Origin of the sequence: Desulfuribacillus stibiiarsenatis (assembly GCF_001742305.1) — a bacterium.
Lineage (GTDB): Bacteria > Bacillota > Bacilli > Desulfuribacillales > Desulfuribacillaceae > Desulfuribacillus_A > Desulfuribacillus_A stibiiarsenatis.
On sequence record NZ_MJAT01000035.1, the window covers coordinates 171,807 to 192,566 of the forward strand.

18 protein-coding genes are annotated in these 20,760 nt (G+C 37.7%); all 18 read left to right on the top strand.

Annotation, left to right across the window (positions count from 1 at the left end):
* Positions 1–14 precede the first annotated feature (14 nt).
* The 18 genes from BHU72_RS11235 (at position 15) to BHU72_RS11325 (ending at position 20,609) form a co-directional block, all read left to right on the top strand.
* Positions 15–599: a CDP-alcohol phosphatidyltransferase family protein gene (locus BHU72_RS11235; RefSeq protein ID WP_069702714.1), complete on the top strand. Its 585-nt coding sequence runs from the start codon at positions 15–17 to the stop codon at positions 597–599.
* A gap of 308 nt (positions 600–907) precedes the next feature.
* Complete coding sequence (locus tag BHU72_RS11240; protein WP_069702715.1) at positions 908–1,948, top strand: sulfate ABC transporter substrate-binding protein; 1,041 nt, start codon at positions 908–910, stop codon at positions 1,946–1,948.
* An 82-nt stretch (positions 1,949–2,030) separates the two neighbouring features.
* Positions 2,031–2,864, top strand: coding sequence for a sulfate ABC transporter permease subunit CysT (gene cysT, locus BHU72_RS11245; protein ID WP_254006244.1), 834 nt, complete (start codon positions 2,031–2,033; stop codon positions 2,862–2,864).
* A gap of 12 nt (positions 2,865–2,876) precedes the next feature.
* On the top strand, positions 2,877–3,737 hold the full coding sequence (gene cysW, locus BHU72_RS11250) for a sulfate ABC transporter permease subunit CysW (RefSeq protein WP_069702717.1): 861 nt from the start codon (positions 2,877–2,879) through the stop codon (positions 3,735–3,737).
* A 15-nt stretch (positions 3,738–3,752) separates the two neighbouring features.
* On the top strand, positions 3,753–4,811 hold the full coding sequence (locus BHU72_RS11255; RefSeq protein ID WP_069702718.1) for a sulfate/molybdate ABC transporter ATP-binding protein: 1,059 nt from the start codon (positions 3,753–3,755) through the stop codon (positions 4,809–4,811).
* Positions 4,812–5,026: 215 nt separating this feature from the next.
* Positions 5,027–5,425 (top strand): LytS/YhcK type 5TM receptor domain-containing protein, encoded by a 399-nt coding sequence (locus BHU72_RS11260; RefSeq protein WP_176720470.1) that lies wholly within the window; start codon positions 5,027–5,029, stop codon positions 5,423–5,425.
* A 161-nt stretch (positions 5,426–5,586) separates the two neighbouring features.
* The gene (locus BHU72_RS11265) at positions 5,587–6,858 is read left to right on the top strand and encodes an ATP-binding protein (RefSeq protein ID WP_069702720.1); all 1,272 of its coding nucleotides are present in this window, start codon (positions 5,587–5,589) and stop codon (positions 6,856–6,858) included.
* 149 nt (positions 6,859–7,007) lie between these two features.
* Positions 7,008–7,742: a glycerophosphodiester phosphodiesterase gene (locus tag BHU72_RS11270; RefSeq protein ID WP_069702721.1), complete on the top strand. Its 735-nt coding sequence runs from the start codon at positions 7,008–7,010 to the stop codon at positions 7,740–7,742.
* A gap of 126 nt (positions 7,743–7,868) precedes the next feature.
* A complete protein-coding gene (gene asnB / locus BHU72_RS11275) occupies positions 7,869–9,719 on the top strand; it encodes an asparagine synthase (glutamine-hydrolyzing) (protein ID WP_069702722.1) in 1,851 nt (616 codons plus the stop codon).
* A 344-nt stretch (positions 9,720–10,063) separates the two neighbouring features.
* Positions 10,064–11,329, top strand: a complete 1,266-nt coding sequence (locus tag BHU72_RS11280) for an MFS transporter (RefSeq protein ID WP_069702723.1) — start codon at positions 10,064–10,066, stop codon at positions 11,327–11,329.
* 81 nt (positions 11,330–11,410) lie between these two features.
* Entirely contained in the window at positions 11,411–12,574 is a 1,164-nt protein-coding gene (gene tsoY / locus BHU72_RS11285; protein ID WP_376797738.1) for a selenoprotein TsoY, read from the top strand.
* 43 nt (positions 12,575–12,617) lie between these two features.
* On the top strand, positions 12,618–13,190 hold the full coding sequence (locus BHU72_RS11295) for a DUF5714 domain-containing protein (protein ID WP_069702725.1): 573 nt from the start codon (positions 12,618–12,620) through the stop codon (positions 13,188–13,190).
* 170 nt (positions 13,191–13,360) lie between these two features.
* Entirely contained in the window at positions 13,361–14,260 is a 900-nt protein-coding gene (locus BHU72_RS11300) for a PhnD/SsuA/transferrin family substrate-binding protein (protein WP_069702726.1), read from the top strand.
* Positions 14,253–15,698 carry a HAMP domain-containing sensor histidine kinase gene (locus tag BHU72_RS11305; protein WP_069702727.1) on the top strand — a complete coding sequence of 482 codons (1,446 nt, stop codon included), beginning with the start codon at positions 14,253–14,255 and terminating at the stop codon, positions 15,696–15,698. Before BHU72_RS11300 ends, BHU72_RS11305 begins: the two co-directional genes overlap by 8 nt.
* Positions 15,673–16,323, top strand: a complete 651-nt coding sequence (locus BHU72_RS11310; protein WP_069702728.1) for a response regulator — start codon at positions 15,673–15,675, stop codon at positions 16,321–16,323. The genes BHU72_RS11305 and BHU72_RS11310 overlap by 26 nt, the downstream gene beginning before the upstream one ends.
* Before the next feature lie 11 nt (positions 16,324–16,334).
* Complete coding sequence (locus BHU72_RS11315) at positions 16,335–17,141, top strand: 4Fe-4S dicluster domain-containing protein (RefSeq protein WP_245671894.1); 807 nt, start codon at positions 16,335–16,337, stop codon at positions 17,139–17,141.
* On the top strand, positions 17,141–18,379 hold the full coding sequence (gene nrfD / locus BHU72_RS11320; RefSeq protein ID WP_069702729.1) for an NrfD/PsrC family molybdoenzyme membrane anchor subunit: 1,239 nt from the start codon (positions 17,141–17,143) through the stop codon (positions 18,377–18,379). The genes BHU72_RS11315 and nrfD overlap by 1 nt, the downstream gene beginning before the upstream one ends.
* Positions 18,348–20,609, top strand: a complete 2,262-nt coding sequence (locus BHU72_RS11325; RefSeq protein ID WP_083248419.1) for a molybdopterin-containing oxidoreductase family protein — start codon at positions 18,348–18,350, stop codon at positions 20,607–20,609. Before nrfD ends, BHU72_RS11325 begins: the two co-directional genes overlap by 32 nt.
* The last annotated feature ends 151 nt before the right edge of the window (positions 20,610–20,760 follow it).

Here is a 20,760-nt window from a genome sequence, read left to right on the forward strand (position 1 = left end):
TAAGGAGAAAACACATGCTAGATACACATGCGAGAAAATATATAGATCCCTGCTTGCTTTGGACTGCTAAACGCTTCATTAGCTGGAGACTTACTGCAAATCAAGTAACGGTTATTGCATTTATTGTAGGAGTAAGTACTTTTTTTTGGATTACGACTGGGCAACCATTGGTTGCCGTGTTGTTTCTTTGGTTTTCTGGATTTCTTGACTCTGTGGATGGCACAATGGCGCGTCTTACCAAGCAAACATCCGCATGGGGTACGGTCATGGATGTTACCTTTGACCGTTTAGTGGAGTTAGCGGTAATCATCGCGCTTGCGTTACTCTACCCAGATACATTATTTGCGATGCTGTTGTTGACTGGCGCGATTGTCGTATCGATGACGGTTTTCCTGACGGTAGGGGCAGTTTCGGAAAAGCAAAGCATGAAGAGTTTCTATTACCAGGCGGGTGTAATGGAGAGGACAGAGGGATTTATCCTATTGTCGATTATGATGCTTTTTCCTTCAGTATTATACTACTCCACGCTAGTGTTTGCGGGGTTGGTGTTTTTTACAGCATGCCAAAGATTGTATGAAGCTAAGAAAATTCTTTCTTAAGCAAAAAAACATAAACTCAAATTAGAACCCAAACTTAAAACTCAAATCAAAACTTAAAAATCAAATCAAAAGCCTGGAGCGGTAGATAGTATAGCTATTTACTGAATCCAGGTTTTTTGGTACAAAAAACGATTGACAGTAAATGCAAGTCGGTGTTATTATAATAACAATTCCGAGTAAACATATTGGAATTAAAAGAATAAATAATATAACAGTAAATCAATAGATCAATAGATCATACGAACAGTAGATCAATAGATCATAAGACATAAATTCAAACTTAGGGAAGACAACAAAGGAGTTTTTATATGAAAAATAAAGCTTTGTTAAGTATCGTAATTGTAATTCTTCTTTTCATTGCTGGATGCACCTTGAACTCTCAATCTGCTTCGAGCGGCAAAGAAGGCTCGAATACAATAGAAATTTTGAATGTTTCCTATGATCCAACACGTGAGTTTTATGAAGAATACAATGAAGTCTTCGCTAGGTACTGGTTTGACAAGACAGGGCAGCAAGTAAAGGTAAAACAGTCGCATGGTGGTTCTGGTAAGCAGGCACGTTCTGTAATGGATGGATTGCGCGCAGATGTTGTAACGTTAGCCTTAGGCTATGATATTGATGAAATGACGAGGTTATCACTAGTTCCAACAAATTGGCAGAGCCAGTTAGAATACAATAGTGCGCCATACACGTCGACGATTGTCTTCCTTGTACGGTCTGGAAATCCGAAAGGTATTCAAGATTGGGATGATTTAATTAAGCCAGATGTTTCTGTCATTACACCAAACCCTAAGACTTCCGGTGGGGCTAGATGGAATTTTCTCGCTGCATGGGTCTATGCAATGAAATCATATGACAACGATGAAATGAAGGCTGTTGATTTTGTTACAAAGCTATATAAAAATGTACCAGTGCTAGATTCTGGAGCAAGGGGTTCTACTACAACGTTTGTCGAACGAAATATAGGTGATGTGTTTATTACTTGGGAGAATGAAGCGTTTCTCGCAATCAATGAGCTAGGTGCAGATAAGTTTGAAATCGTAGTACCTTCTTACAGTATTTTGGCGGAACCACCAGTAGCGGTGGTGGATAAATACGTTCAGCGAAGAGGAACACAAGAAGTCGCACAGGCGTACTTGGAGTATCTGTACTCGGAACCAGGACAGCAGATTATAGCACAGCATTACTTCCGACCAAGAATGCAATCAGTTATTGAACAATATGAGTCGAAGTTTCCACCAATGAACCTTACGACCGTTCAAGAAGCTTTTGGTGGATGGAAAGCCGCCCAAGATAAGTTTTTTAGTGATCAGGGTATTTTTGACCGTATCTATCTCCCAGTGAGATAACTGGGCCTGAATTCAGATGGAGTTTCAGATAGGGTATGAATTTAGATTTTAAATGCGATGTAATGTAATAGGAGTGAGTGCCGTGGCAGCAAAGAAGAAGAAAAGCATACTACCAGGCTTTGGAATTGGTATGGGTTTTACATTGTTTTATTTAGGGCTGATAGTGCTCATTCCATTAGCGAGTCTATTTCTGAAGACTGCAACTTTAAGTTGGAGTGAAATATGGGGGATTTTTACTGACCAACGGGTCATTGCATCGTATCAATTGAGCTTTACTACGGCCTTTTTCGCGGCACTAGTCAATGCCATCTTTGGTTTCCTGGTTGCATGGGTCCTGATTCGATATAACTTTCCTGGAAAGAAGTTAATCGATGGCATAGTAGATTTGCCCTTTGCACTACCTACGGCGGTAGCTGGCATAGCGTTAACTGCAATTTATGCCCCAAATGGTTGGATGGGCAGTATCCTTACGAACTTTGGGATTCAGGTTGCCTTTACTCCAATTGGGATTTCCATCGCGCTGATATTTATTGGATTGCCATTTGTTGTACGTACAGTTCAACCGGTTCTACAAGAGTTAGAGAAAGAAGTCGAAGAAGCATCTGTTATGCTAGGTGCGAATCGTTGGAGAACTTTTCGTTCTGTGATTCTTCCAGAAGTATTTCCAGCAGTACTGACAGGCTTTGCCTTAGCTTTTGCAAGAGGAATTGGAGAGTATGGATCAGTCGTGTTTATCTCTGGAAACATGCCGATGAAGACAGAGATTGCACCGTTACTTATCATGACCAAGCTAGAACAATATGATTATGCTGGTGCGACTACAATTGCCGTCGGGATGCTAATTATATCATTTGTATTGTTATTGTTTATCAACTACTTACAATGGCGTAGTAGCCGTCGTATGATTTCGGTATAAGGGGGCGTATTTATGGCTGGTTATGTTTCAGTCCAATCATCAACAGATACGATTATACGTCCTGCACATATTACAGAGTCGAATCTAGTAAAATGGATTTTGATTTCCATTGCTATGGTGTTCTTAGCCCTAGTGCTTATCATGCCGCTTGTTGTTGTATTTGCAGAAGCTTTTAAAAAAGGTGCGGAAGTCTACGTTGCTTCTATTACAGATCCGGATGCCCTGTCAGCAATTCTTTTAACATTAAAAACAGCAGCAATTGCCGTTCCGTTGAATCTATTATTCGGCTTGGCAGCAGCTTGGTCAATCACGAAGTTTTCTTTTAAAGGGAAAAACCTACTACTTACTCTAATAGATTTACCATTCGCTATTTCACCAGTCATTGCTGGTCTAATCTTTGTACTGATATTTGGTGCTCATGGCTATATAGGTCCTTGGTTAATGGATTATGATATACTGATAATTTTTGCACTTCCTGGTATTGTCATTGCTACGGTGTTTGTAACATTTCCTTTTGTCGCGAGAGAATTGATTCCAGTTATGCAAGCCCAGGGAATCCATGAAGAAGAAGCAGCTGCTAGTATGGGAGCTAGTGGGTGGATGATTTTTTGGCGGATCACGCTACCGAATATTAAGTGGGCACTATTATATGGAGTCATCCTATGTAATGCACGGGCAATGGGAGAGTTCGGAGCGGTATCAGTCGTATCTGGTCATATCCGCGGCCTGACCAACACTCTACCACTTCATATTGAAATCTTGTATAACGAGTACCAGTTTGCGGCATCATTTGCAGCGTCGTCCTTACTTGTAATGCTTGCCCTTGTTACGTTAGTAGCGAAAAGTCTGATAGATCACTACCATTTACGGTAAAAGGAGGATACAACGATGCATGTGGTAGTTAAAAACTTACGAAAAAGCTTTGGCTCATTTGAAGCATCAAAAGATGTCAGCTTTGGTATAGAGCAAGGAAAGCTTATTGGATTGCTTGGTCCAAGCGGTGGTGGAAAAACTACTATTTTACGTATGATTGCTGGACTTGAGCAACCAGATTCAGGAGATGTATTGCTTCATGGTAGAGTCGTTAACGACCAACCACCACAGGAGCGCGGCATTGGTTTTGTTTTCCAAAATTATGCACTGTTTCGTCACATGACGGTATTCGATAATATAGCATTTGGTTTACAAGTACAGAAGAGACCTAAACAGGAGATTAAAAATCGAGTGATGGAATTGATAGAATTGACTGGGCTAACGGGACTTGAGTCCAGATATCCTAACCAACTATCTGGTGGGCAAAGGCAGAGGGTAGCTTTTGCTAGGGCACTAGCGCCTGAACCACAACTATTATTATTAGATGAACCGTTTGCTGCCATCGATGCCAAGGTACGTAAGGAGTTACGCACTTGGCTGAAGGATATGATTCGTAGGCTTGGAATTACAAGTATCTTCGTCACTCACGATCAAGAAGAAGCAGTTGAAGTAGCAGATGAGATTATTATTATCAATCAAGGCCGTTTAGAGCAAATGGGTACACCAGTAGATATATATAAGAAACCAAAGAGTCCATTTGTTGCAGGATTCATTGGAGAGTCCAATATAGTTGACGATTTCAGTATATTGAAAGGGTTCTCTACAACATTAGCGAATGCAAAAGCGATTATTCGACCAGAATATGTAGAAGTGGGAACACGTAATGAGATCGCCTACCCATCTGCTGCAGAAACGGGAGTTGTGAAAGATATTATATTCCGTGGTAGCAGTTGGTTAATAGAAGTAGAAGTCGGTGCAATTTCACTTTATGCGTATCGGACATTAGAGCAGCCTTCCTTGCAAGAGGGTGAGTCAGTCTTAGTACTAGTTCATCGACTCTATCAATTTAATGAAAATCAATCGGAAATGATAGAAAACCAATTAAAAGCAGACCCAATGCCAGTGTATATTTAGCACTGGTTTTTTTGTACCCATAAATAAATTTTATATGGCCAACTGCTAGCAAATTGATTGCATTGCTATTGCAACATTATGGAAAGGGATTATAATGAGTCTAAAGACCTGATACTTTTGTACCAAAGGATAAAGTAAAGGGTTGTTTTGGGGAGGAACAATAATGGCACAACATTGAGAATATTGTTTCTACTATGGCAAATATTTTTTTTATCTTGTCATATATAGCGTTATATCAATATCAAATACAAGGGAAGATTCAAATATTAACGCATCAAACTTTTCTCGGTAGTATATCAGTAATTACAATACTAGCATGCATGTCAGTTCCTATTGAAATAGATAAAGGGATGATTTTCGATTTTCGATATATACCATTTACCATTGGTGTATTATATGGTGGTTGGAGGACTGCTATAGTATTGTTCTTTACAATTCTCGCATATCGTTTTTATATAGGGGGAGTAGGAGTATATTTAACTTTAATTGGTACGTCACTTGGACTTACTATGTTGTTAGTGTTTTTAAATTCAAGAGATATCACAAAGAAAAAGAACATAGAATTTCATAGCCTTATTATATCGTTAAAGTACCCAGTATTAATTAAAAATTGAAGAAATTTCATAATAGTTCCCTTGGTTGACAAATGCCCTATTGGCAAATATATGAAATCATAATACAATATTACTAGGTTGATGTAACGATATAAAAATATAGAGATATGGAAAAAAGTAAGATCATAGCTGCTAAAAGTACACCTTTAGGGAGATGAAATATGAACTTGCAGATGGAAAACTTTATTGCCATTCTCATAAACGTTTTAAGTGTTTCTGTGTATCTTTTTATAATTCAGTCGCTTACTATAAAAGGGAAGCATAATAGTTGGTATGACTTTATTGTTGCGAGTATTTCTACCATGGTTATCTTATTATGTATGTCATTTTCGGTAGATATACTATATGGGTATCGATTAGATTTACGTTATGTCCCTTTTGTTATTGGTTCTCTATATGGCGGTAGGCAAACCGCATTTATATTATTCATTCTTATTATCGCGTATCGATATTTATTAGGTGGGGAAGGATTTTATTTAGCTATTATTACTAGTGTGTTAACGTTAGTGTTTGTTTTATTCTATCTAACTTATATTCATGAACAAGGTGAAAAGACAAAGTTAAAGGCGTTTAGAATTGCTAGAATAGTGTTTTTTTGTTGCCTGTTGTTAGTTATTATCAGCTTTTCTTTTTCTCAAAATTATTTTGACGTATCCTTTATGACGTTCTTAATACTTTTTGTGGCAATAGAAATTTTAGCGATATCTACATCTATTTATTATTTAGAAAAGACGAAAATGGATATAGAGCTAGCGAACGAGCACATGAAATTGGAAAAGTTAAGTTCGGTCAGCGATATAGCCGCTAGTATATCGCATGAAATAAAAAACCCACTGACAGTAACGAGGGGTTTCTTGCAGTTACTACAAAACACGAAATTATCAGACGAAAAACGTACCACATACATAGATTTATCACTGGCAGAGTTAGATCGAGCTGTAGCGATTATTAATGATTACTTAGCTTTTGCAAAACCATCAAAAGATAATATAGAAATACTAGAGTTAAATGAACAGATAAAATATATTTTGTCTGTTGTTTCACCATTTGCAATGTTACATGATGTCCAGATAAAATTTAGTCAAACCGGAAATATTCACATTAAAGGAGAAAAGCAGAAGCTACATCAAGCTCTATTAAATATTATAAAAAATGGAATAGAGTCTATAAAGAGCGGTGGACATGTAGCAATTAAATTAGAGGAAATAAATAATTTTGCAAAGGTGATGATTGAAGATACGGGATGCGGGATGAGCAAAGAACAAATCGAACGCTTAGGGATTCCTTATAATTCAACTAAAGAAAAAGGAACGGGGCTAGGGTTGATGGTTGTTTTTAATATTATAAAGGCTATGAAAGGAACTGTCGATGTAGATAGTAAGATTGGCAAAGGAACTAAATTCGTCATTATGCTGCCTAAAAATACGATATGATGGCTGTCTTTCAAAAGTTCACATAATTCATTCTAGATACAAGTATACCTATACAACGTGATTGTATAGGCTTTTTAATTTCTCAAAGAATGCTGAAAAGGTATTCTAGAAAATATATATAATTAATAAAAATGAAGGAGGCGATCACATTGAATATATGTATGGCACATCGCGGTTGGTCGAGCATAGCACCGGAGAATACGATGGCCGCCATCGAGTTGGCTGTGAACGACACGCGGATTCAGGCAGTAGAGATAGACGTTCATTTAACTAAAGACAACATCCCTGTAGTGATTCATGATTATACATTGAATCGAACAACCAATGGTAAAGGCTTTGTTAAACAATACACATATGACGAAATACGATATCTAGACGCAGGCAGTTGGTTTTCGGAAGAGTTCAGAGGGCAGCGGATTCCGACATTAGAGGAAGTGCTACTTTTAGTACGGGGCAGATGCCATCTAAATATTGAAATCAAATCACTTGCACCTGACTATCGGCAAATTGAGCAGCCAATCATTTCTTTAATTGATCGATATCGAATGAGTGACGAGGTCATGATTACATCCTTCAATCATGAATTGATTCGGTATATCAATTTAAGCCAGAGAAATCGAGTTACCACAGGGATTATTGTAGCAGGCAGGCCACTTTTGTTACCGGCGCAGCTCATTCGTTCAAGGGCTAATGTATTATCGATGGAATATCCATTCATTACGAAAGAAATGGTCGATGCTCTGTTATCGAGAAATTATCAGGTAGTAGCATGGACGGTAGATGACCCAGAAGATATAGCTTCGCTGATGCAAATGAGTCCGGGGGTTCAGATTTGCACAAACTGCCCGCAAAATATGTTTCCGTTTATGAATCGGATGGAATAATACACCTTTCTCTACGATTCTTATGAAAATGTTCACTAATACAAGCAATAAGAGCCCAACTTTGGCATAGCATATGATAAGCTCCACAAATACAAAAGGAGTAATTAGTGCTTGGAGGTTTTTCTTATGTGTGGTATCGCAGGTTGGGTCAACTGGGAAGTTGATCTTACAGAATATATAGATGTAGTAGAAGTCATGGGGCAGACGTTAATTCCCCGTGGGCCAGATGCAAAAGGCACTTGGGTATCGCCAAATGCGGTATTCGCCCATCGAAGACTGGTGGTTGTCGACCCTGCTGGGGGGTTGCAGCCTATGACCAAAGATTATGAGGGTGAAGAGTTTGTCCTCGTATACAATGGTGAGCTTTACAATGCGGACGACTTAAGAAATGTTCTGCAAAATAAAGGCCACAAATTCCGCTCGCATTCTGATACGGAGGTATTACTGACTTCATATATTGAGTGGGGACCGAAGTGCGTTGACTATTTAAATGGGATTTTTGCTTTTTCCGTTTGGCGGGAGCGTGATCAATCGCTGTTCTTGGCTCGTGACCGATTAGGGGTAAAACCACTGTTCTATACACAGGCTGGAAATTCCTTCGTGTTTGCCTCCGAACTGAAGTCCATCTTATCGCACCCAGCGGTAGAACCAATTATAGACCAAGTGGGCTTATCAGAGATTTTGACAATGGGGCCTGCACGCACACCAGGGGTTGGTATTTTCAAAAACGTGTTTGAACTAAAGCCCGGTCACTTTATGCAGTTGAATAGAGAAGGAGTAAAACAGACACAATATTGGTCTCTAAAAAGCAGACCACATGAAGAGGATTTTGCTGGAACGGTAACAAAGGTAAAAAACATTTTCGAGGATGCCGTGCAACGTCAGCTAGTTTCAGATGTGCCGTTATGTACATTATTGTCGGGAGGGCTTGACTCAAGTGCAATTACTGCCTACGCGCACCATGCAAGTGTAGCAAAAGGCATGGGTCCATTGCATACATTCTCCGTCGATTATGTAGATAATGATAAGAACTTCAAGCCCAATGAATTTCAACCAAACACCGATGAATACTACATTAAGCGCGTAACAGAGTTTTTGGGGAGTGTATCTCATACCATCAAATTGAAGAATGAGAACCTCATTGAGTCCCTACAGAAAGCGGCCATTGCCCGGGACCTTCCAGGTATGGCTGATATCGATGGCTCACTCATGTTGTTCAGTCATGAAATTAAAAAGCATGCAACGGTAGCGCTCTCTGGGGAGTGTGCAGATGAAGTGTTCGGCGGGTATCCATGGTTTAGAAACTTAGATCAACAACAGCCGAATATGTTCCCGTGGGTAAGAAACCTAACGGACCGTATGGCTTTATATAATGATGATATTACAAACACCATCAAACCGCATGAATACATGGCAAATCGTTATCAAGAAGCCATGGATGAAGTGCCGCGATTACAAGGTGAAACAGGGAATAATGAACGAATGCGCGAAATGTTCTACATTAACTTAACTCGCTGGATGCCAACACTTCTCGACCGCAAGGATCGCATGAGTATGGCAGAAGGACTAGAGATTCGTGTGCCATTCTGTGACCACCGTTTAGTAGAATATTTATGGAATGTGCCTTGGGAAATGAAATATCATAATAAAATTGAAAAAGGATTACTGCGAAAAGCACTTGAGGGAGTTCTCCCAGACGATGTGCTATATCGGAAAAAGAGTCCATACCCCAAAACCCATGACCCAGCGTATCTGATAGCAATGAAAGACTGGGTCAGTGATATCATACACAATCCAAGTTCGCCAATCTTACCGTTTATTAATAAGAAAAAAGTAGAAAGTCTATTAGATAATGTTACCCCTGAATCCAATATGCCTTGGTTTGGTCAATTGATGAATTTGCCACAATTCTTAGCATACCTCGGGCAATTAGATACTTGGATGAGAGAGTATAAGGTACAGATTAAATTAAAGTAAAAAACAGAAAAATACAGCGACAAAAATGAAGTTGTAGTTATTTGACTACGTCTTAAAATTTGTATGCTGTATTTTTCATTGTCGACCTTATCCTAAAAACTTCTAAAGGAATTATTCTAAGTATTGGCAGGTTTAGTATGCGTTATGTGCATTGTTGTGATAAAAATAATGCATTTTACTTATGGTTTAATCAATCTTACAATTAGACTAGTGATATCAGTTAACTCGCTTTACTAATGGTTGCAAAAGAGAAGGAATCAAAATTTAAAAGTTATTTGTTTTGATTTAGTTAAATGGCTAAGCAGTTGGTTATTAAATTGGAGAAGTTGAAAAGCAGGTGTAACATGACTAATATTGCCTATGATATGGCGAAAAACTACATAGATTCTCCAGAAAAACGAAAAAAATTATACAAACGTACATTAATCGCTGTTAGTATTTCTCAAGTATTTGGAGGGGCGGGGTTGGCAGCTGGTATTACTGTAGGGGCTCTTCTTGCCCAACAAATGATGGGAACTACTGCGTTTGCTGGGTTACCTGTTGCTTTGTTTACTCTAGGTTCAGCAGGCGCTGCGTATATAGTGGGAAAGCTCTCACATAGGTACGGCAGAACAATAGGTCTGACAGTTGGTTTTATAGCAGGCGGCTTAGGGGCGCTGGGTGTTGTGCTTGCGACTATAAATAATAGTATTATACTTTTATTTCTTTCCCTGCTAATATATGGTGCGGGCACTGCGACAAACCTACAAGCTCGTTATGCAGGTACGGATTTAGCAGAAAAGAAACAAATAGGTACGGCAATCAGTATAGCGATGGTATCAGCTACCTTAGGAGCATTTGCAGGTCCTAGCTTAGTCGGGGTAATGGGGGAATTTGCGAAATCAATTGGTATTCCTGAACTTGCAGGTGCTTTTATATTATCAGGAGCTGCCTTTTTTCTAGCGGGTCTGGTAATTTTCCTTATGCTTCGTCCGGATCCATATTTAATCAGAAAAACACTGAAAGATAATAATCTTCAGAATGAGCAACCTTCAGAAGAGACTCCACAAGTAAATAATAAAAACGGTATTGTTGTAGGAGCAACAATTATGGTAGTTACTCAAATGATTATGATTGCCATAATGACAATGACACCTGTGCATATGGAGCTCCATGGACATGGATTAAATGAGATAGGACTAGTTATTGGAATACATATAGGGTCGATGTATTTGCCTTCACTAATTACAGGTATCCTCGTTGATAAGCTTGGCCGAATGATTATGGCAATAGCTTCAGGAATTACTTTGCTTTTTGCAGGTCTATTAGCAGCTATTACACCAGGTGATACATTGATTACCTTAATCATAGCTCTTTCATTACTTGGTATAGGGTGGAATATTGGGCTAATTAGTGGTACAGCATTAATCGTTGACTCAACAGTTCCTTCCAAACGTGCCAAAACTCAAGGTGAAGTGGATGTGCTTATTGCTTTGTCAGGAGCAACGGGTGGTGCTATATCTGGTATGATAGTTGCCGGTTCAAGTTACACAATACTATCAATTGCTGGTGGGATTTTGTCTTTGGTTCTTATTGCAGTCATAGTGTGGTCGCGTCGCTATGCAGATTAGCACTCATTAAGGACAAATGTATAGAAAAATATGTAGATGTAATAGGGAATAACAAAGTATTCGTTAGGAGGAAAAGATAGAGTGAAATTTACATTTACACCAATCAAGTTTCAATCTGCTTTAGCAGCAGGAGGGATATCCCTCATGGCTTTTAACTATCTGCAAATGGTATTGCCCCATGAAGGCGGACTCGTTAATATAATCAACATCGAGTGGGGGGAATACAGTTTAGCACAAACGAGCTTATACCTATTTTTATTTGTTGTGATGGGAATTTTCTCTGCGATGCATTTTGTTGGAACTGTTTTTCTTGTGTTTGGATTTATAAAGTGGCTCATAAGAAAAAATCAGCTTCAGAGTTTTTTACAAGACCCAAAGACAAATATTACGATATTTATTCCTTTTGCTTCGCTGTCTATGTCTACTAATGTTTTATGGGGTCCTTCAGGATTTTTTGTTCCAAATTTTTCAGTACAACCATGGATGCTACCAAGCTTAATTTTGTTTGTTTTTCTATGGTTTCCGCTATTAATTTTGGAGTATAAAGTTGCTAAAGTGTTAATGGCAAAATCAACAAATTTGAAGCAGTTAAACTTTGTCTGGTTACTGGATGTCTTTGCATTTGGACTGGTAAGTTTGACTGGAACGGGCATAGCATCGATGGCTGATAATTCTAATATTGCAACAATAGCTGCCATTGGGTCGGTGATCTTAATGGTTGTTGGTCTAGCTTTGTTAGTTGCAAAACTGGGATATCTATTCTATCTACATGTAAAGGTCCCCAAATTGCCAAACAAACCTATTATGCCAGCATATTTTCTCGTTGTCCCTATCACGTGTCTATTTGGAATTAGTTTCTACAGGCTACTATTGTTCATGGAAGGAACCTATGGGTTTAACGCTTCCGGAGCAGCGTTAGTGTTAATCAACGCATCCTATATATTGGCTATTAGTTGGGTACTGTATGTTATCTATATACTTTTTGATTATTTAAGAAAAGATTTTATAAAGGCGGATTATTCCCCTACTCAATGGGGAATCGTTTGAGCTTTGGTTGGCTCCCAGGTTCTGGGGGTTTATGTACAAGGTTTTTATTTTGCAGGAGTTGTACTTTCAAGCATTAACCTTGTAAGTATTATTTTGGCAATGATTGTCTACTTTATGATTTTTGTTAAATTTCATCGAGCTAATAAAAAAGAATTAGAAATCGTAACGACTAACTCGAGCAGTACTATTGCAAATTAGCGTAAGAGTTGAAAACAAGCCAGTTATAAGGGGAGGAACAAACATGAATGCTTTAGAAAAGGGTTATGCACAAACAATTCGAGAGTATTGTTTGCAAAGCAAAGAAAAGAATCCAGTGATACTAGCGAATGAAATAATGGGAATAGAGGGTTTCCCTGTTGCGGGGCAGGCGCATCATCCTCTGATTGCTGCCAGCTTATTAACAGCGTATGCAAATGCATTGAACGAAAAAGTGGATGAACATAAGTTAGATGCCGTAATCAAACGATCCGATTCTTTACCAGCGGGATTTTGCGCGGGATTTGGATCTGATGCAGCTATTATATCGCTCGGTATTACAGTGAGTGTCATATTGGGAAATACTGTTGATGAAGGATCAAGCGTAGGTCGCACTATATCGCATACATTAACAGGAATGGGGATGCTGGCGATTGCCAATAACAGTGGAGCTCGATGCTGTAAAAGAAGCACATTTACTGCTTTGACGTTAGCGGCTAATTATTTACCAGCAACATTAGGTGTTACTTTCCCCAAACTAGAAGAAGCCACGTTTAGATGTCAGTTTTTTGAAATGAATAAAATGTGCAATAAGAAATATTGTAAGTATTATCCATAACAAACAAATAGAAGAAAAGCGTATAAATACATCCTTATAAATAGATAAAAAGGATGTATTTTTATTTATTCTACTTTCTTATGGCAGCCTTCTAAATGTATGTATTTACAATAGATAAGGTACAGACTTTTTTAAAATGTGTTATACTAATTGTTAAGAAGGTGATGATTATGTTAACTAATTCTATTGTAAGAATCGCTATAATATCACTTATATCAGTAATCATTTTTACAGGTTGCGATTATAATACAGATGAAAATGTTGTTCCATTAACTTCAGAAGAGAACGAATATAGTAAAACAGATTCTGATATCCATTTTGGGATTTATAATGAACTATCACCATTGCAGAATTATTTATTATATGATGAGTTGATTAAAGATTTTCAAAAAGTCACGAATTTAAGTACAAGCATTACTTTGAGAAAGAGTTATTCAGAGATCCATTCATTACTACAAGACCGTAAGTTGGATGTTGCGTACATTTATTTAAATGAAAGTATTTTAGAAGATTACCAAGAAAATTATACAATTTATTTTACTTCAGAATTACAATCGCAAATGAAATCTATCGTTGTGGTGAATCAAAACAGCAATATTAATAATATTAGTGACTTGCAGAATCAGTTATTTAGTTATACAGAGCCGAATTCTTATAATAGCATGGCTTTTGATCAATATTTAGAAGGCTTAGGGCAAAGCAAGGAGGCTTTTTTTAAAAATTATTTTTACACGTTTTATGTAGACGAATCTGTATCCGTATTACATTCGGGAATTGTTAACGGCGTAGTTATTGACTCTCTAAATTATGCGATTCTCTCAAATCATCATCAAGAATCACAAACGAAATCAACTGACTTGAACTTTCGTATTTTGCTAGAACTAGATTCAGCAATTAAGGAACCGGTATTGCTAATGCGAAATGATTTGAATGATGATATAAAAGATAAAGTGAAACGTTACTTTCGTCATTTTCCTGATAATGAGAAACAAAAAACAATAGGTACCCGTCTTCATATAGCTTCTTTTAAAGAAGAAAAAATCAATGATAGGTTGATTAATAATGAATAATAAGCTAGTTCCAATAAAAAAATTTCTAAATGAGTCATTGAATTTAAGTGGTAAACTTTTTGGAATCTACTTGATTCTTGCCGTGCTATTATCTCTATGGATAAGCTATTATACAGAATCCCTGCTAAAGGTTCATTTGCAGAATCAATTAGAGGAGCAAGGGCACGCGATTGCTAAGAACATCGCAGATATAAGTGTGAATTATGTATTAACAGAGAATGTACACGGCCTAAAACGACTATTACTAGAGCAAAAAGCGGCCAATTCAAATATAGAGTATATTCTAGTATTTGATTGGAATCTAGATTTATTTGCGCATAGTTTGCCTGTCAATCCATCTAGTAAATTGTTAGAAGTAGATAATGAAAGTCTTCAAGTTATAAAAACAGATCGTGGGAATGTTTGGGAATTTGCGACACCAATTACAGAATACTATGTTGGCACAGTACGGGTTGGGATTTCTGAAACAAAGCAACTTGGAATCGTCAAGACTATTTTATCAAACATATTAGTTAGTTTAATGATATTTTTCTTTATCTCAGCTATTGTTGTTACCTCTCTACACCGGATATTAACGAAACCGATTACCGAATTAGTTAAAGTTACACAAAACCTATCAAAGGGTAATTTCCAGTATCGTGTTCCTCACCACGATAAAAACGATGAGATGGGGGTACTTATTTCCTCATTTAACCAAATGATTGATGACTTAGAGAAATATAAAAAAGAAACAGATAATTTAGAGAAAAAAAGAAGGTTACTGCTCGAAAAAATAATAAATTTACAAGAAGACGAGCGCAAAATTATTGCTATGGAACTCCATGATGAGACAGGTCAATCTCTGACAGGTGTAAAATTAAATCTGAAATCTTTGGAACAGTCAGTAGAAGACCCAATAATAAAAGAACAAGTGGCAAAACTTCACACTCAAGTCTCGCAATCGCTATCGAATATCCACGATTTGATTGTCGATATTGGACCTAGATATTTAGAAGGTGAGAACATCGGCAAGATTCTTGAAAGGTATGTGAACGATTATCAGCAGCGATATAAGGTTCAAGTTTCCCTAGAATTAAAAGGAATAGTGGAAATAGAACTGGTTAATCAAGCTAAAGCATCCGTATTTCGAATTATGCAAGAAGCGATGACAAACACAGCGAAATATGCGAAAGCTACAGAATTATTCATTTCATTGCAAGTTATAAAAACGCATCTTTTACTCATTATTGAAGATAACGGAGTCGGATTTGAGGCAGAGAAAGAATTTTCAAAAATGAGCTCTAGTAAAAACATGGGGCTTTTTAGCATGAAGGAACGAGCGGCACTATTAGGTGGAACTTTCCTTGTTGAATCTGTTATTGGAGAAGGTACAACGGTATATGTTCGAATACCCTTAACTGAGGTGATAATTAATGATACGCATACTGCTAGCGGATGACCATAATTTAGTACGTTCAGGTTTGAAAATTCTATTAGACCAAGTAGAGAATTTTAAAGTTGTAGGAGAAGCGGAGAACGGAGAAGAAGTAATACAGCTATTAAAAGAAACACATCCAGATATCGTATTGCTAGACATCAATATGCCTGAAAAGAACGGGTATGAAACTCTTAAAGCAATACGCGGACACGATTCTACTATAAAAATTATGATGCTAACTATGTATAGTGATCAAGATTTTTTAGTGAAGGCAATTGAGTTAGGGGCAAATGGCTATGTATTGAAAAAAGCTCCTGAAGAAGAACTGATTTTTGCCATCAAAAAAATTATGAGAGAAGGCTCTTATGTCGATAATAGTCTTGCTCAAACGTTTGTTCACGCGATGGTAAATAAAACGAAAACTCCGAAACGCGAAATAAAAGAGAAGAATGAACTTACGAAAAGAGAAAAAGAAGTATTGCAATTAGTTGTTAATGGCGCAACTGATAAGGAAGTAGCGGATAAGCTGGTGATTAGCGTAAAAACGGTAGAAGCTCATAAATACAACATCAAGGAAAAATTACAAGTAAGGCGACTGGCAGATTTGATTCGTTACAGTATTGATAATGAACTATTAGACAATTAGAGGGTGGTAGCATGAAAGAAGAGCAAAAAAATTACCCGAAAATAGCAAAAAACACCACTAAAGTGACACGCAAAAAACTTGTAATAACCTCTATGTTGGGCGCGTTAGGCTTAGTTATGGGAGAATTAATTAGACGCGGTAATGATAGAGACCCAGTAATAGCAAAAGTCGATACGAGTATGAGCAAGTATGGTATGGTAATTGATTTAGACCGTTGTATTGGTTGCAATGCATGTACAATCGCATGTAAGCAGGAAAACAATACCCCTCCAGAAATTCATTATAATGTTGTCATAGAAAAAGAAGAAGGTACTTTTCCGCACGTTAGAAAAATGTTTTTGCCGAGAATTTGTATGCAATGCGATAAACCGCCATGTGTTAAAGTATGCCCTGTAGGTGCCACTCGTAAGCGAAATAACGGGATTGTTGATATTGATTATGCTACATGCATAGGTTGTAGATATTGCATGACGGCTTGTCCGTATGGTGCAAGGAGCTTTGATTTTGGTGTCAATTATTACAAGGAGCCTACGCAGTTTGAGTCATCTGTATATTATGAGTATGAAAATACTTATATACGAGAAAAAGGAGAAGCTCCACAGAACAATGTACGAAAGTGCCATTATTGTTCACATAGACTTCAACAGGGGAAAAAGCCTGCTTGTGTGACGGTGTGCTTAGGAAAGGCGCGCATATTTGGCGATTTAAATGATAAAGACAGTATAATATCTCGAGTAGTAACAAAGAGTTGGGGATTGAAAAATAATTTAGGCACGGAACCCAGAACTCGTTATCTAGGTGAAAGGAGAGAGATATAATGAATCACTCTAACAAAGTATGGTGGTTTTTATTCTCTTCGATAGCCATAATGGCATTTTTCTTTATGTATATACGTATTAATGAAGGACTTTCGTTCACAAACCTAAATAATGTAGTTGGTTGGGGCCTTTGGGTTACATTTTACGTTTATTTTCTTGGCATTAGTGTTGGCTTATTTTTAATTTATGGAATTTATATTATATTTCAGTTACAAAATTTTCGAAAAATTGCCATCGTCGCTCTGTATTCCTCGTTAATAACGTTAGTAACAGGGATGCTATTTATATTTATTGACATAGGACATTTAGGTAGGTTTTGGACGGTTTTTATCAATCGTAATATTAGTTCTATATTGTCTTGGGAACTACATCTTTATGTAATATATTTCACAACAATAGTACTACTTTTAATTTTAGAAAATTGGCATTATATAGAAGAGAAACTATTGCAGCATCGATTGAAAGCGAAGATTAACGAGCATAAAGGTACGGTTATAAAATATATCACGTATTTGGGGATTCCGTTAGCAATTGCTGTTCATGGTGGAACGGGTGCTTTGTTTGCTGTAATTAAGGCACGCGTATTCTGGAACTCGGCAATTTTTCCAATCGTATTTCTGATTTCCGCAGTGCTGTCAGGAGTTGCTTTCTTGATTTTCTTATTGGGGTGTTTTCGAAAGCTAACAATAACCAAAGAACAACAGCGGTTAGTTAGTTTAACCTTTTTGTTTCTCTTAATCATAGACTTCATTACGGTAATGATGCAGTTTTTTGTACATTATTATTCTGACATTAGCGATGGCAAGGCTGTAATTAATTTACTTGTAATCGGCGATTATGCCAAATCATTTTGGCTAGGTCAGATAGGAATCGGTATCATTCTAACATTAGTACTGTTTGGCGTGTATTGGCTATTCACAAAAAGAAATCTAACAATACTATGGTGTAGTGCGATTACATGTTTAATTGGAATCTGGTTTATCCGTATGAATTTTATCGCGCCTGCGTTAAGTGTTCCATTGATTGAAGGTTTATCAGAAAGTATTTACCGATCTGCTGAATCGTTTAAGTACAAGCCAAGCTTCATGGAATGGATGTACAGTTATTTCATAATTTTATCAGGAATTATTATATTTTTGTTTGGAGTGCACAAGATTCCGGCTGTTCATGAAGCCATATACAAACAATCGATAGAGGATGTGATTGATGATGGTACGAATGAATCTCTCCCATTGTAGTCGGAAGCAATTTATCAGGGGTACGGTATCTTTAGGGGCATCCTTTTTGGTTGGTAAGAACTTGACGGTGAATGCCAATGAACCTCAGATCATTGAGGAGAAACAGGTCGCCACATGCTGTCATATGTGCGGTGGTGGAACTGGGGTTATTGCCACAGTTAGAAATGGAGTTGTAGCAGGATTAGAACCGAATGTTCATAACCCAATTGGAGTTTGCAATGTAGCGGACAGTTATGAAAATAACAGCCAATATGGTGGAGCTATGTGTCCAAAAGGATTATCCGGGATTATGGCTTTATATGATCCTGACCGAATAACGAAGCCGTTGATGCGAACGAATCCAGAGAAAGGAATTGGCGTTGACCCTAAATGGCGTGAAATTAGTTGGGACGAAGCCCTTTCTGAGATAACAACTGAATTACGAAAGCTACTAGAGGATGAACGTCCGGAGGCGTTAATTACCGTTTCGGAAAATTCGCTAGTTACTGATATACAAAAAGATTTTTGTAAGCTGTTTGGAACACCCAATGCTGGTTTTCATACAAATATATGTAGTGCGACTCGTAAGGGAGCGGCAAAAGCCGTTTTAGGTGTAGACGAACCACTTGGGGACTATCAGAATAGTAAATATATGTTACTTTTTGGCTGGAATCCATTGTCCGCTGTTAAATGGTCACATTTACCGCAAATTATTTTGAACGGGAAGCAAAACGGCGCAAAGTTAGTGGTAATTGACCCTCGATATAGTGAAACAGCAGCAAAGGCAGACGTGTGGCATCCTATCACCCCTGGAACGGACGGGGCCCTCGCCCTTGCTATGGCCCATGTAATTATAAACGCTAAGATTTATGATGAAGAGTTTATAAACAATTGGACGACGGGATTTTCGGAATATCAGAAATACGTTCAAGATAAAACTCCAGAATGGGCTGAAAAAATTTGCGGTGTCTCGGCGAATGATATTCGAAAATTAGCTATCGATTTTGCATCGAATCAACCTGCGATTGCAGATGCATGGATTGGGCCTGGGCAGCAATCGAACGGTTTTAATGCGATACGTGCTGTTTTTTTGTTAAATGTCTTAGTAGGTAGTGTAGACAAAAAAGGCGGTATGTTGTTAACGAAGGAATTACAATTGGGTCCATCAATGATTAACAAGTCTTCTTCAAATATCAAGCGCTACGATCAACTAGAAAAGTATCCCTTTGGTCATAAGTCAGGAGTATATGTAGAAACATTTAGACAGCTAGCACAGCAAAATGGACCATATCCAGTGGATGCTGCAATCATTACCATGAGCAACCCTGTGTTATCAGTACCGAATACGTTACAGGTAATCGAGGGCTTGAAACGGCTAAAATTCATTACCGTAATTGATAATTATTTAAGCGAGACGGCGTTAATGGCAGATATTGTATTGCCAGGAACAACATATTTAGAACGATTTGGTCTTGTAACTAGGGGTATTCACTGGCAGTATGTAGCACTGCGACAGCCTGTGAAACAACCATTGTATGGACAACTATCAGAGTCAGATATTTTTATCGAATTAGCTAAACGGCTACATTTGCGGGATGACAATGGTAATTTACCATTTGAAGAGATTGGCTATTTACAGTATCTGGATTATCGTTTACGCGGGAGTATAGCGAATATCTCGTTAGAGGAGTTACAGGAATTGCCAGGAGCTGTTTGGCGTTCTGAGCAAGAAACGCCGTATCGGCAGTATGTAACGGAACCTATCCAAACAGAATCAGGGAAATTCCAATTCGTTTTAGATAAAGAGAAGTATGCAGAGATGCCCCATATTCTATTGCCTGAATACCATAGGCGGATATGGGAGCCTGATGATAAATATCCGTTTTATTTACTATCATGGAAACATGTAACACATACACATTCTCGCACACAAAACAATCCTTATTTGTCAGAGCTAAAAGATTACAACCATCTCTATATAAATCCCGACACTGGGAAATCGATGGGTTTCGAAGATGGGGATGAAGTACGTGTAACTTCACCATATGGAAGTTTGCGAGCAAATTTAAAGTTCAGCGCAAGCATGCATCCTAAAGTAGTAGGCACAGATTGGGGCTTTGGCCATTGGGGATTCGGTGATTACGCAAAAGGGAAAGGGTTCGCAGTTAATAAACTAAATGACTTTATCGTAGATCAAGTAACTGGTCAAGCAGCGCATAAGGAAATATGTGTTAAAATAGAAAGGTTTTAAACAAATATCATCTAAGGGAAAACCCTGATAAAATATCAGGGTTTTTTTTATTTTTTAACGAATTAATTTAAAGGTTCCCCGAATATGAAATTAATTCATAATTGTATACAATTATTTCAGAACCAATATATATTTTTTAACTTAACGGAGG

Coding starts and splice junctions, on each gene's coding strand:
- BHU72_RS11235 (WP_069702714.1), top strand. CDS start 15: ATGCTAGATACACATGCGAGAAAATATATAGATCCCTGCTTGCTTTGG.
- BHU72_RS11240 (WP_069702715.1), top strand. CDS start 908: ATGAAAAATAAAGCTTTGTTAAGTATCGTAATTGTAATTCTTCTTTTC.
- cysW (WP_069702717.1), top strand. CDS start 2,877: ATGGCTGGTTATGTTTCAGTCCAATCATCAACAGATACGATTATACGT.
- BHU72_RS11255 (WP_069702718.1), top strand. CDS start 3,753: ATGCATGTGGTAGTTAAAAACTTACGAAAAAGCTTTGGCTCATTTGAA.
- BHU72_RS11265 (WP_069702720.1), top strand. CDS start 5,587: ATGAACTTGCAGATGGAAAACTTTATTGCCATTCTCATAAACGTTTTA.
- asnB (WP_069702722.1), top strand. CDS start 7,869: ATGTGTGGTATCGCAGGTTGGGTCAACTGGGAAGTTGATCTTACAGAA.
- BHU72_RS11280 (WP_069702723.1), top strand. CDS start 10,064: ATGACTAATATTGCCTATGATATGGCGAAAAACTACATAGATTCTCCA.
- BHU72_RS11295 (WP_069702725.1), top strand. CDS start 12,618: ATGAATGCTTTAGAAAAGGGTTATGCACAAACAATTCGAGAGTATTGT.
- BHU72_RS11300 (WP_069702726.1), top strand. CDS start 13,361: ATGTTAACTAATTCTATTGTAAGAATCGCTATAATATCACTTATATCA.
- BHU72_RS11305 (WP_069702727.1), top strand. CDS start 14,253: ATGAATAATAAGCTAGTTCCAATAAAAAAATTTCTAAATGAGTCATTG.
- BHU72_RS11310 (WP_069702728.1), top strand. CDS start 15,673: ATGATACGCATACTGCTAGCGGATGACCATAATTTAGTACGTTCAGGT.
- BHU72_RS11315 (WP_245671894.1), top strand. CDS start 16,335: ATGAAAGAAGAGCAAAAAAATTACCCGAAAATAGCAAAAAACACCACT.
- nrfD (WP_069702729.1), top strand. CDS start 17,141: ATGAATCACTCTAACAAAGTATGGTGGTTTTTATTCTCTTCGATAGCC.
- BHU72_RS11325 (WP_083248419.1), top strand. CDS start 18,348: ATGATGGTACGAATGAATCTCTCCCATTGTAGTCGGAAGCAATTTATC.